Origin of the sequence: Halioglobus maricola (genome assembly GCF_009388985.1) — a bacterium.
GTDB classification, from domain to species: domain Bacteria; phylum Pseudomonadota; class Gammaproteobacteria; order Pseudomonadales; family Halieaceae; genus Halioglobus; species Halioglobus maricola.
This window is the reverse complement of record NZ_CP036422.1, coordinates 4,035,887-4,048,393: the sequence shown is the minus strand read 5'-3', so window position 1 is coordinate 4,048,393 and position 12,507 is coordinate 4,035,887. Positions and strand designations below refer to the sequence as shown.

Sequence of the window (12,507 nt, the reverse complement as noted above, 5' to 3'; positions counted from 1 at the left end):
GATAGGCTATATTTTCAGGAAGGCAATCAGGAGAACCACAATGTTGAAGAGCACCGCGGCGGCGAAAACACCTTTGCGCACCACACTTGCTGCAGCCCTCGCTGTCTTTCTTGCGGCCTGTGGCGGTGAAGAGCAGGCAACCGCGCCTGCGGCTGTTGCAACACCTGAGCCCCAACCCGAGCAGGAGGTGGTTGAAGTGGCAAAAATTGAAGGTGAAGTTTTCTATCGCGAGCGGATCATGCTGCCTCCCGGCACCGAGGTGGAGGTGCAGCTAGAGGATATTTCCAGGGCTGATGCTATGGCGACGGTGATGGCCAGTGTCATGCTCAAACCCCAGGGTGGCCCGCCTTATCCGTTCAGTATCGAGTACAACCCGGCCGAGATAGACGAGCGTATGCGCTACGCCCTGCGAGTGCGCATCACCGACCCGGATGGCAGGCTGCGCTTTACCAATACTGACTATATCGATCCTTTCAGCGGCAATCCGGTGAGTGTGTTGGTTCAAAACGTGGCGCGCACCGAACCGCGGGAGGAAGCACGCACAGAACAACAGCAGGCACCCTCGGCAGGTGGTGGTGCGGCTGTGGCTGCACCAGCGGAGCCCGAGGAGGGCACTATTGTCTGGATTCTCGACACACTGGCCGGTGAAACCGCGCCCGCCGGGGCTGGGGGCAAGGCAATTGATCTGCATATGAATGCAAGTAAAAGCACGGCGGCGGGCTTCTCTGGCTGCAACCGCTACAGCGGAGGCTTCAGTACCGATGGTGGGTCCACTCACGGCACCCCCATTGTCTTTGGCAATTTAGCGGGAACGATGATGGCCTGTGCGGATGGGGGTGAGTTGGAGCAGCGTTATCTCAAGACACTGGGCAGCGTTGATGCTTATCGCATGGAGGGGGATAACCTCGCCCTGCTGTCAGGTAGCGAGGTTGTCGCGACCTTTAAGCCCAAGTAGGGAGTAGTTGTGGAACTCGATACCAGACAGACTCTGATTGCGGCCATTCTGGTCCTCTATCTGGGGCGATTTCTCAATGCGCGGTTGGCGCTATTGCGCAACTACAATATTCCGGAGCCTGTGACCGGAGGGCTTCTCGCTTCAATTTTCTTCGGGCTGCTGTATACGTTTGCCGATATCGAAGTCAATTTTGATATGGCGAATCGGGATATGCTGCTGGTGGTCTTTTTCACCACCATTGGTCTCTCATCCCGGATTGATGTCCTCAAGGCTGGCGGCAAATCACTGGGCATTCTGCTGTTGCTGGCCGCGGGGTATTTGCTTATCCAGAACCTGGTGGGTATCGGTATTTCGGCAGCCACCGGCAGCGTGCCGGTACTCGGTGTGCTCACGGGCTCAGTGAGCTTAAGCGGCGGTCACGGCACTGCCATCGCCTGGGCGCCGACCTTTGCGCGTGACTACGGTATCTTATACGCCATGGAGATTGGCCTCGCCTGCGCCACATTTGGCCTCATTTTTGGTGGCATCATCGGCGGTCCCATCGCCCGTTTTCTGGTGTGGCGGCACAAATTGACACCTGACGCCACTGGCGACCTGACGGTTGGTTTTCGCTACAAAGAACACGAAATTATCAACGTCGACAGTATCCTCCAGGTGCTGCTGGTGATCGCCATAGCGATTGGCCTGGGCCTCCATTTGAACCTGTTGTTCGGTAGCTGGGGGGTTAAGCTTCCCGACTTCGTAACCTGTCTCTTTGCCGGGATTATCCTGACTAATAGCCTGCCGCGCTTCCTGCCCAAGTACCAGTGGCCCTCGGGTACGCGCTCATTGGCCCTGGTGTCAGATGTCAGCCTGGGCCTGTTCCTGGCCATGTCGTTAATGAGCCTCCAGTTGTGGGCCCTGGCTGATCTGGCGGGTTCGATGATGTTGCTACTCGTCGCTCAGGTGGTTCTCATCAGTCTGTTTTCCATTTTCGTGGTGTTTCGCGCTCTGGGTGGTGACTACGACGCGGCCGTTATTTGTTCAGGTTATTCCGGGCTGGCGTTGGGGGCGACCCCCACCGCGATCGCCAATATGACGGCGGTAACGAAATCCCTCGGTCCGGCCCCGAGAGCCTTTATTGTGGTGCCTCTGGTGGGAGCTTTCTTCATCGATCTGTTCAATGCAGTCGTCATCAACCTGCTGTTGGCGTGGTTTGGTTGACGTTTCCGGTGGTAGTAATAGATAGCAGAGGCTGTATATAATCCGCCCCCCGGCGATTATCATAGATTTGCATGAAATTCAGCGACCGACTCAGTAAGAACGCTACCGCCAGGGCCATGGCCCTGGTGGCGTTGCTGTTCGCCGCTGCGCTGCAGATCCAGGAGGCCAGCCACGATCACTGGAGCGGCCTCGACGACAGCTATTCTCAATGCCTGGTCTGCAAAAGCGGCAGCGGGGCGGCTATGCCGGTTTCCGGTATGCCCATATTGCCCCCGGTGGCCGCATCTACACCGGATTCCGCTGACCAGCAATCCAGTCACGCCGGCGCCAGCCTGGCCTTCCTTGCGCGGGGACCTCCGCAACTTTCCTGACTATAAAACTTAATTTTATAATCTTCAGGAGATAGCAATGAAACGATTGATTCCCCTCGCTGTGGCTGTCGCCGCAGCGAACGCGGCTGTAGCCGACGAAAACCTTCCCATGGAACATGTGCTGGTATCTGTGCCGCTGCACAAGCAGGCTGCTGAAACCGCCATGCCTGTCACTGTGCTTACTGGCGACGATTTGAGCCGTGCCGCTTCCGCCACCCTGGGGGATACCCTGGGTAACAAGCCTGGCCTTGCCAACGCTTCCTTCGGCCCCGGTGTGGGCCAGCCGGTAATTCGCGGCCACCAGGGTGCTCGAGTCACCGTGCTGCAAAACGGTACCAGCAGTGCGGATGCCTCTAATCTCAGTGCCGACCACTCAGTTGCGGTTGAGCCCCTGCTGGCCGATAGCATCGAAGTTCTGCGCGGCCCCGCTACCCTATTGTACGGCGGCGGTGCCATTGGTGGTGTTGTCAATGTGATCGACAACCGTGTACCGGCTAACCTGAGTGAAGAATCTGCCGGTGCGCTGGAGTATCGCCACGACAGTGCTTCTGATCTGGACAATGTCGTCGGACGCTTCGACGGCAGTTCCGGTAATTTCGCCTTTCATGCCGACGTGCTCTATCGCGACTGGAATGACCTGGAAATCCCCGGCTACGCCATGCTCGATGATGATCATGACGAGCATGAAGAGGAGGAGCACGAAGGCGAAGAACATGACGAGCATGAGGACGAAGAACAGACCAAGGGCGTATTGGACAATACCGGTGGCCGCACCAAGAGCTTTACCCTCGGCAGCTCTTACCACTTCGAAAGCGGTTTTATCGGTCTCGCGGTAAACCGTCTGGAGAATGAATACGGTATTCCCAATGGCTCCCACGGCCATCATGACGAGCACGAAGAAGAGCACGAAGAAGAGCACGAAGAAGAGCACGAAGAAGAGCACGAAGAAGAGCATGACGAGCATGACGAGCATGAAGAGGAAGGTCATGGCGAGGACATCCGCATCGATCTGGAGCAGACACGCTACGACGTAGCCATGCATCTGCATGAGCCCCTGTCGGGCCTCGAAGTGTTCCGTGGCTTCTTGACCTATACCGACTATGAGCACGATGAAATTGAAGGCACCGGTGAGATAGGCACTACCTACAGCAACGAAACATGGGAAGCTCGGCTGGAAGCCGTGCACCAGCCGATCGGCAATTTCCATGGTGTCGTTGGTCTGCAGATGGTGGATGGCGAGTTCAGTGCGCTCGGTGAAGAGGCCTTTATCCCGCAGACCGATAGCAGCGAGCTGGGTCTTTTCTTGGTAGAGGACTACCACGCTGGCGACTGGATGTTCGAACTGGGAGCCCGCTACGACCGCGATGAGCGTGACCCCGATACCTATGCCGCCGGCAGCGAATCCTTCAATGCGTTTAGCGCCTCCGGCTCTGCACTGTGGGATATCGACGGTGCCTGGTCTGTCGGCGCAGCCCTGTCGATTGCTGAGCGTGCTCCCGCTACTGAGGAGCTCTATTCCAATGTTGAAGCGGAAGACGAGCACGATCTGGTGGTCCACGCCGCGACCAGCTCGATTGAAATCGGTAACACCGAGCTCGATACTGAAACCTCCAACAATGTTGACCTGAGCCTCAACTGGTACGGTGAGGGTAGCTATCTGAGCGTGACTGCCTACTACAACGATTTCGAGGACTACATCGGGCTGTTCGCCACTGGCGAGGAAGTCGATGAAGTGCCTGTGTACGTGTATGCGCAGGAAGACGCTGAGTTCTACGGTATCGAAATTGACAGTGAGTGGACCGTGGCCAGCATCGGTAGTGGTGATGTGATTGTGGGCGTCTATGGTGACTACATTCGCGCTGAACTCGACAACGGCGACGATGTGCCGCGTCTGCCGCCCATGCGCGTCGGTGGAAGCTTGAGTTGGGTTGCGGATAATTGGGAAGTATGGACCCGAGTGGTTGATGCGGCTGATCAGGACAAACCGGGTGTCAATGAGGAAGAAACAGAGGGATACACGCGCTGGGACCTCGGCGGTGAGTATCGTCTGGCGCTGGGTTCCGGCGAGTTGGTGACATTTGTGAACCTGAACAATGTCTCAGACGAGGAGATTCGCCTCAGTACATCCTTCCTGCGTGAGATCGCACCGGAGGCCGGGCGCTCCATCGAGGCTGGTATTCGCTATAGCTTCTAGCGCTTAAATCTGTATAATCCCCGCCCCCTCCCTCTGGGGGCGGCTTATTCTGCCGTCCAAGGAAACGACATGTCTACGCAAGCGGCGGTATCCAGCTTTTCTGAGTTGGCCCTTCCCGATTCCCTGCAAAAAGCACTCGCTGATGTCGGCTATGAAAAGCCGTCTGCGATTCAGGCCGCGACTATTCCTGCCCTGCTTGAGGGCCGCGATGTCCTCGGCCAGGCCCAGACCGGAACGGGTAAAACTGCCGCCTTTGCGCTTCCTGTACTGGCCAATCTTGGCCCTGCGAGTGGCTCCCCTCAGGTGCTCGTGCTGACACCGACCCGCGAGCTCGCGATTCAGGTAGCGGAGGCTTTTCAGAAGTACGCCACCTATCTCAAAGACTTCCACGTGTTGCCTATATACGGCGGCACCGATTATCGCGGCCAGCTGCGCCAGTTGAAGCGCGGAGTGCAGGTTGTCGTCGGAACCCCGGGACGGGTGATGGACCATATGCGTCGCGGCTCGCTGGACCTCTCTGGCCTGAAGAGCCTTGTTCTGGACGAGGCCGATGAGATGCTGCGCATGGGCTTTATCGACGATGTGGAGTGGATACTCGAACAGACCCCCGATGAGCGCCAGGTGGCCCTGTTTTCCGCCACCATGCCCAACGCCATTGCGCGTATTGCCAAGCGCCACCTGAACGATCCGATTGAAGTCGCTATCGAAGTGCAGACCATGACCAATCAATCCATTCGCCAGCGTGTGTGGATGATGGCCGGTGTGCACAAGCTTGATGCGCTCACCCGGATTCTCGAAGTGGAGGATTTCGATGCAGTGATCGTGTTTGTTCGGACTCGGATCGCGACGACCGAGATCGCAGATAAACTTGCGGCGCGCGGCTATTCCTCAGCGGCACTCAACGGCGATATTCCACAGAAGCAGCGCGAAGCCACCATCGACAAGCTCAAGCGCGGCAATATCGATATCCTGGTCGCGACCGACGTAGCGGCCCGGGGGCTCGACGTGGAGCGCATCAGCCACGTGGTCAACTACGACATTCCCTATGATGTTGAAGCTTATGTGCACCGTATCGGGCGCACCGGCCGTGCAGGTCGTACAGGCGATGCCATCCTGTTTGCGGCCAATCGTGAGCGACGTCTGCTGCGTGCTATCGAAAAAGCCACTGGCACCATTGAGAAGATGGAGTTGCCTTCCGCTGAGCAGGTTACTGACAAGCGTATCGGCAAATTCAAGCAACAGATCTCAGAGGCGCTGGACACGGCGGATCTCGATGTGTTCCGCAAAGTGGTGCAGGATTATCAGGCCGAGTATGGCGTACCTGTGCTGGAAGTCGCTGCGGCGCTTGCGGCCATGGTTCAGGGAAAAACACCGCTAGTCGCCAAGCCTGTTGCCGAGAAAAAGCAGGACAAAAAGCACGACAAAGAGCGACACAAGGCCAAGCGTACCGCCAGGAGTTCTCGCGATGAGAGCTACGACCCGCGTGAAGCCAAGGAGAAAGGTGAAGTTGCCGGGCCGGAAAAGGGTATGGAGCGCTTTCGCATCGAAGTTGGCCATGAGCACAAGGTAAAGCCGGGCAATATTGTCGGCGCTATCGCCAACGAAGCGGACATCGATGCGGAGTATATCGGCCGGATAGAGATCTACGATGATCACAGCACCGTCGATCTCCCCGAGGGGATGCCCAAAGAATTGTTCAAACATCTCAGGACAGTGTGGGTGAGCGGGCAGCGCTTGCAGATATCCAAGCAACTGGAAGGCACTGGCAAGCCGCGCAAGCGCAACAATGGCCCCAAGCACCGCAGCAAGGGCAAGCCGCCGGGCAAGTGAAATCCTGCGCCCGGGCTGGTAAAATCTGACCTCAGTTCAGAGAGACACCAACCACATGAGCAAGCGCATCATTGTCGGCATTAGCGGAGCGTCGGGCATCGTCTACGGTGTTCGCGCGCTGGAGCTGCTGCGCGACATCGGCGTGGAAACCCATCTGGTGATGAGTAAATCCGCTGAGCTCACCCTCCACCATGAAATGGACATGAGCCTGGCCGAAGTAAAAGCGCTGGCCTCACAGGTGCACCCTATCAAGAACGTTGGCGCCTCTATCGCCAGCGGATCTTTTGTCACTGGCGGCATGTTGGTGGCTCCCTGTTCTATTCGCTCCATGTCCGAAATAGCTACCGGGGTCACGTCGACCCTGCTCACTCGTGCAGCAGATGTCGTCCTCAAGGAGCGCCGTCGCCTGGTATTGATGGTGCGTGAAACGCCCCTGCATACCGGTCACCTGCGGACCATGACCCAGCTCTCCGAGATGGGTGCTGTTATTGCGCCGCCGGCTCCCGCTTTTTACACCCGGCCGGAGACGCTAGAAGAGATTGTCACTCAGGGCGTCGGGCGTGTGTTGGAGTTGTTTGATCTCAATGTCGAGCAGGTTCAGCGCTGGCAAGGCGAGTAAACGCCGACATGCCCCTTCTGTTTGGTGTGGTTCTGCTGGACCTGATTGGTTTCGGCATCGTTATTCCCATTCTTCCTTTCCTCTCACCGCAGCTCGGTGCGAATGAGCTGGATATCGCTCTTATCATTGTGACCTATGCGGCCTGCTCGGGAATCTCCGGGCCTTTCTGGGGCAGGCTGTCTGATCGGCTCGGGCGCAAACCGGTCATCATGTTGTGCCTCGCTGGCGGTGCGTTGGGCTATGTCGCCCTCGGGCTCGCAAACGAGCTCTGGATGGTGTTTGTGGCGCGTGGATTTGCCGGTTTGATGGCAGGAAACTTTGGTGTGGCCTCGGCGATGATGGCCGATATTACGGGGCCTGAAAACCGGGCTAAGGGGATGGGCCTTATCGGCGCCGCCTTTGGTCTGGGGATGGTACTTGGACCGCTGCTCGGTGGCTTGTTGGCAGGAGATGATGGAAGCTTCGCACTGCCCTGCATCTTCGCGGGCGTGATGTCGGTGCTGGCGATTATCGCCGCGGCCATTTTCCTGCCCGAATCACTGCCCCCTGAACGGCGAGCCGCCAACCGGGCGCAGCAGCAAAACCCAGACCGAGCTTCGACGCTGGAGGTCCTCAAGGCAAGCCACACGCGCTGGTTTGTATTTCAGTACGCCGTGCACAATGCCTGTGTCAGTTCAGCAACCTATATCTTCCCCCTTTGGGTCGCGCATGAATTAGCCTGGACTGCGCGGGAGGTTGGCATCGTTTTCGGCATACAGGGCATGATCATGGTTTTACTGCAAGGCGGTGCCATGGGTGCGCTGGTGCGAATCTTCGGCGAGTGGCGATTGTTGCGCCTGACCGTTGGTATGTTTTTTGTGGGCCTGGTTGTGGCAGTGTTTGCCGACACCATGCCGGTGATGCTTGCGTCCCTGTTTATTGGAATGTCAGGCGCCACCATGTGCATGCCGCTACTCAATACAATCTTTACTCAGCGTACACCCGCGCAATATCGCGGTCGCCTGATGGGTACAACGGCTGCTATGTCGTCGTGGGGGCGAGTCGCCGGCCCGCTGGTGAGTGGCCTCGCGCTGGGCGTGATTGGTTATAGTGCTACCTGGGGGATCTGGGCCGCGGTGGTTGCGTATTACTTTGCCTGGGTGGTGATGGAGGCGCATCGTGCACGTTCTGAAACTGCAGAATCGGCAATTTGAGATTGCCAACCACAGGTAACACTGACTAGAGTTGTTATTACTGCATAGGGAATGGTTCATGACACCTCTGGATATACACCCCCAGTTGGCAAAAGATTGTTTTTATCTCGGCCAGTTGACCTCGTCGGCGGTGTTGCTTCACCGCAACGCCAGCGTGCCCTGGTTTATTCTGGTGCCTGATACCAGTCTTGCTGACTTACTCGATCTGCCTCAGGAGCACCGCGATGCGGTGATGGCAGACTGCTCCCTCGTATCGCAGTTTCTGAAACAGGTGCTCGGTTTCGACAAAGTTAATTTTGCCGGCTTGGGCAATGTGGTGCCACAGATGCACCTGCACGTGATCGCCCGGGCAGCAGTAGACCCCTGTTGGCCCCTGCCCGTATGGGGCAATCTTGAAGACGAAGAGCTGTACGATTTGGCTCAGGTGCTTGACTGGCAAAAAGCGCTGGTAGCCATGGGCGATATGAAGGCCCATCCGTTGGAGGGCTTATGAACAAGCGAGTGTTCGTGACTCATCAAATGCCCGGTGAGCGTATCCATGAGCTCAGCGCTCACTGTGACGTGAATGTCTGGATGGGCCCTGGCCTGCTGTCTGCGACCGCGCTTCGCGAAGAACTGGAAGGGTGCCAGGGGCTCATTTGCCTGCTGACGGATAAGGTGTCTGCCGAATTGGTTGCAGCCATGCCAGAGCTGGAATTTGTCTCCAGTATGTCGGTGGGCATTGACCACATTGACTGCGAGGCGCTTAGCGCTCGAAAGATTCCGTTGGGGCATACGCCGGGTGTGCTGGTTGAAACGACGGCAGATACTGCTTTCGCACTTATGCTGGCTGCCTCTCGCCGTGTCATCGAAGCAGATCATTTCATCCGTCAGGGCAACTGGACACCTGAAAATGCCTGGGCGCCTGATTTCTTTACCGGCAAAGAAGTGAGCGGCGCTACCCTGGGTATTGTCGGTCTGGGCGCGATCGGGCAGGCCATGGCGCGCCGCGCCGCGGGCTTTGGCATGGAGGTGCTTGCCTGGAATCGCAGCCCCAGAGACGTGGCAGGCGTTGAATCGGTGGCGCTCGACGAGCTGTTGGCGCGCAGTGATTTTGTCAGCGTGCACGTTGCTCTTGCCGGGGAGACCCGCAAGCTGCTCGACGCTGAGAAGATCGGCATGATGAAATCCGGGGCAGTGCTGGTGAACACGGCGCGCGGTGGTATCGTCGATGAGGAGGCCCTGGCAGACGCACTGCGGGCGGGGGATCTGTATGCGGCGGGTATAGACGTTTTCGAGAGTGAGCCGGTGCAAGCAGAAAATCCGCTGTTGTCACTGCCCAATGTTGTGGTCGCACCCCATATCGGAAGCGCTACCATGACGACCCGGGCGCGGATGGCGGACCTCGCTGTCGACAATGCCCTCGCTGCCCTGGCGGGCGAGCGAATGCCTCATTGTTTCAATCCGGCCGTTTATCTTTGATCTGATCGAGTCAGTTGGCCTCAGGTAGCGCGCGCAAGCCACGCTCAACAGCCTGACGAACATTTTTGTCCAGCTTGGCCTTGTCGCGGCCGTTCATATCCTCGACGATTTTCGTGATTACGACGCGCCAGACTTCTTCGTGGGTCTGGGCATCGTTCAGCTGGATGGCAATGTTGTTGGTGGTGTGCACGCCGGCCAGTGCATTGGCGTTATCCACCATGGCCTGGTTGATCTGGCGGTTCGGGCGAGCCGAGGGAATGGGATCGATGCCTCCACTGGCATCCTGGCTGCTGACGCCTTCGCGCAAGCCCATGGCCTGCAAGTAATCCACAGTGAACTGTGCCTGCTCAGCGTTGAGGGTATAGCCCTTGGCGGCCAGATTCTTGTTTACCTCACTGCGAATAATAGGGTCCATCGCATAGAGCAGATCGTCCGAACCGGCCGGGTTGTTCAGCGGCTCGCTACGCCATTTGTAGAATGTGTAACCGCTGGAAGCAAAGTTGCCGCTGTCGACAGGGCGGGTTTCGATGTCGCTGCAGGCGGCTAACATGAGCAGTGGTAGCGTTAGTGCCAGTGTCGCCAGGCTAGTAATGCGGCGCATGGTCTTCCTCTCGTCCGGGTTCGGTGGGATGCCAATGGTAGCAGCAGGAAGGCGGGCCAGCCAGTGGACTGGCCCGGCGAGGCTTAATTGCCGGTGATGCGGGTGACCAGACGATTGGCCCAGTTGCGATAGAGATTGCGAACATCTGCAGAGGCGGTCACGGTGTTTGAGCGGGACCACATTTGTGAGCCTATCGAGCGCTTGTCGCGCACTACGGCCAGTAATTCACCACTGGTATTGTCGTAGAGCCGGAACTCGATAGAGGCATCGCCAGAGTCCTCGGTGTAGACGGTGGTTCTGCCGGGCGCTTGTTTCTCGGCAGCAAAGTTCGCGCTGGGCGCGATACGGGTCATGCTGGCGTCGATACGCAACACCTTGTCGCCGCTGCCGTCAGTGGCCAGCCCCTTGTCTTGCGCCTCTCTGGTAATCGCGTCATTCCAGGTCTCTGCAAGGCCTTGCTCGACCTCCGGGGTCATCTCCATGTCCTGCCGGGTTCGCGTCTGAATGCTTTGGCCGGGCTGGATGATCTCGGCATCGGCGGACTTCAGCGGCGTGGCTACAATCGCGGAGTAGGAAGACAGGTCTGTGCCCGGTCGGCCCCAGACTTCGTTGAAGCCGGTGCTGCTCACCTTGTTCAGCCCCTCAAATTCCGAGCTGGGTTTGTCTTCCATTACTGGAGTGCTGCTGCAGGCAGCGAGTAGCGTTACCGCTAAAGCGCCAGCTATGTACTTGATTGTATTCATTTTCACACCATTTTTTTCAGTTTGTCCACGCGGTAGACACCGGCTCGACAAGAGAGTTCCGAAAAGTCCAGTTAGATGCTGAGGGGTTAGCGAGTGTTTGCTAGCATCCCAATGATAACTATAGGTTATTTTTAATAACGGGGCCAAAGCCATGATATCGCGCAAGCTGATACGGACAGACCTGAACTTGCTGGTAGCGCTGCAGATTTTGCTGGAAGAGCGCAATGTTACGCGCGCGGCGGAACGGCTCTCCGTAAGCCAGCCGGCTTTAAGTAAAACCTTGCAGAAGTTGCGCGACTCTTTCGAAGACGAGTTATTCACTCGCACCGCTCACGGCCTGGTGCCGACACCTCGCGCAGAGGAACTGGGGGCCGAGCTGCCCAAGCTTCTGGAAACGGTGGAACGGGTGCTTGGAGACACTGATTTCGATCCCCTTACCTACTGCGGCAGCTTCCGCTTACAGTTACCGCCAATACTTTGTGAGGCACTACTGCCGGGCCTGATTGCTGATCTGCGGGGGCAGGCGCCTGGCGTTCAGATAATCACTTCCGAGGTCTCGCCGGACTATCAGGATTTGCTCAAGAAGGGCGAGGTAGACTTCGCTGCGTTTGTTGCCTACGACACCGACCGCGATATTCACGCAGAACCTATTGCTACCTTGGCGCCCCGTTGTTACATGAGCACAGCGCACCCATTGGTAGACAAGGACATGGACCTGCAGGATTTCCTGGCCTATCCACACCTTCGTTTGTACTTGCCTGGCCTTACCCGGGAGAACGGCTCGATGGTGGACGATGTGCTGGGGCAATACGGTGTTCACCGGCAGATTGCACTGGAGACCACCCAGTTCGCCTCTGCGGTTGGCGTGCTGGCTCGTACAGACAGTCTGCTTGTGGCCAATGCGGGCTTTGAGGAGGGTGGTTTGTATCGTGGGTTGATTGTCGGCCGTGAACTGCCTGCTGAGTTGCAGCGGATGATTCGCAATAGTTCCGGCGGGCGCCGTGGCAAGATGTCACTGATGCGTCATACTCGCACTTCGCGCAGTGCGCCTCATCAGTGGATGCGGACCCTGCTGATGAAGCATCTCTCGGGCGCCGAGCCAGTGGAGGAAATGCGTCAACTCTCGGCTATTGAGAGCTCAGCTTAACCCTCGTCTTCCAGCGCTCTCAGTTTTTCCTCCGTGCTTTTGCGCACCGTCTCCTCAACCCCTTCGGCTTTTTCCATCGACTGCTGATAGCCTTCAGGTATGACCGTATCATTCGCGCCGCCGCCCGAACCGGTGTAAAGCACCCAGCCTATGGCGCCCAGCGCCAGTAGCATTCCGATGAGTCGCATGC

At 57.7% G+C, this 12,507-nt stretch carries 13 protein-coding genes; 10 read left to right on the top strand and 3 right to left on the bottom strand.

What is annotated here, in order from left to right:
- The first annotated feature begins 40 nt into the window (after nucleotides 1-40).
- The 9 genes from EY643_RS18300 (at nucleotide 41) to EY643_RS18260 (ending at nucleotide 9,826) form a co-directional block, all read left to right on the top strand.
- A complete protein-coding gene (locus EY643_RS18300; protein ID WP_153240604.1) occupies nucleotides 41-955 on the top strand; it encodes a YbaY family lipoprotein in 915 nt (304 codons plus the stop codon).
- A gap of 9 nt (nucleotides 956-964) precedes the next feature.
- Nucleotides 965-2,158 carry a sodium/glutamate symporter gene (gltS, locus tag EY643_RS18295; RefSeq protein ID WP_153240603.1) on the top strand — a complete coding sequence of 398 codons (1,194 nt, stop codon included), beginning with the start codon at nucleotides 965-967 and terminating at the stop codon, nucleotides 2,156-2,158.
- Between the two features lie 71 nt (nucleotides 2,159-2,229).
- Nucleotides 2,230-2,529: a hypothetical protein gene (locus EY643_RS18290; protein ID WP_153240602.1), complete on the top strand. Its 300-nt coding sequence runs from the start codon at nucleotides 2,230-2,232 to the stop codon at nucleotides 2,527-2,529.
- Between the two features lie 37 nt (nucleotides 2,530-2,566).
- Nucleotides 2,567-4,723, top strand: a complete 2,157-nt coding sequence (locus EY643_RS18285) for a TonB-dependent receptor (protein WP_153240601.1) — start codon at nucleotides 2,567-2,569, stop codon at nucleotides 4,721-4,723.
- A gap of 69 nt (nucleotides 4,724-4,792) precedes the next feature.
- Entirely contained in the window at nucleotides 4,793-6,553 is a 1,761-nt protein-coding gene (locus EY643_RS18280) for a DEAD/DEAH box helicase (RefSeq protein WP_153240600.1), read from the top strand.
- A 55-nt stretch (nucleotides 6,554-6,608) separates the two neighbouring features.
- Nucleotides 6,609-7,172, top strand: coding sequence for a UbiX family flavin prenyltransferase (locus EY643_RS18275; RefSeq protein ID WP_153240599.1), 564 nt, complete (start codon nucleotides 6,609-6,611; stop codon nucleotides 7,170-7,172).
- An 8-nt stretch (nucleotides 7,173-7,180) separates the two neighbouring features.
- Nucleotides 7,181-8,365: an MFS transporter gene (locus EY643_RS18270; protein WP_153240598.1), complete on the top strand. Its 1,185-nt coding sequence runs from the start codon at nucleotides 7,181-7,183 to the stop codon at nucleotides 8,363-8,365.
- 58 nt (nucleotides 8,366-8,423) lie between these two features.
- Nucleotides 8,424-8,858 carry an HIT family protein gene (locus EY643_RS18265; RefSeq protein ID WP_153240597.1) on the top strand — a complete coding sequence of 145 codons (435 nt, stop codon included), beginning with the start codon at nucleotides 8,424-8,426 and terminating at the stop codon, nucleotides 8,856-8,858.
- Nucleotides 8,855-9,826 carry a 2-hydroxyacid dehydrogenase gene (locus EY643_RS18260; protein WP_153240596.1) on the top strand — a complete coding sequence of 324 codons (972 nt, stop codon included), beginning with the start codon at nucleotides 8,855-8,857 and terminating at the stop codon, nucleotides 9,824-9,826. Before EY643_RS18265 ends, EY643_RS18260 begins: the two co-directional genes overlap by 4 nt.
- A 10-nt stretch (nucleotides 9,827-9,836) precedes the next feature.
- Here EY643_RS18260 and EY643_RS18255 read toward each other — a convergent pair whose 3' ends face one another.
- Nucleotides 9,837-10,427, bottom strand: a complete 591-nt coding sequence (locus tag EY643_RS18255; protein WP_153240595.1) for a DUF4136 domain-containing protein — start codon at nucleotides 10,425-10,427, stop codon at nucleotides 9,837-9,839.
- Nucleotides 10,428-10,510: 83 nt separating this feature from the next.
- Complete coding sequence (locus EY643_RS18250; RefSeq protein WP_170287470.1) at nucleotides 10,511-11,170, bottom strand: DUF3313 family protein; 660 nt, start codon at nucleotides 11,168-11,170, stop codon at nucleotides 10,511-10,513.
- Nucleotides 11,171-11,321: 151 nt separating this feature from the next.
- Here EY643_RS18250 and EY643_RS18245 point away from each other — a divergent pair, with 151 nt between their 5' ends.
- Complete coding sequence (locus EY643_RS18245) at nucleotides 11,322-12,317, top strand: LysR family transcriptional regulator (RefSeq protein ID WP_153240593.1); 996 nt, start codon at nucleotides 11,322-11,324, stop codon at nucleotides 12,315-12,317.
- On the opposite strand, the gene EY643_RS18240 is transcribed toward EY643_RS18245, so the two are convergent.
- Nucleotides 12,314-12,505: a hypothetical protein gene (locus tag EY643_RS18240; RefSeq protein ID WP_153240592.1), complete on the bottom strand. Its 192-nt coding sequence runs from the start codon at nucleotides 12,503-12,505 to the stop codon at nucleotides 12,314-12,316. The genes EY643_RS18245 and EY643_RS18240 overlap by 4 nt on opposite strands.
- Nucleotides 12,506-12,507: the final 2 nt, after the last annotated feature.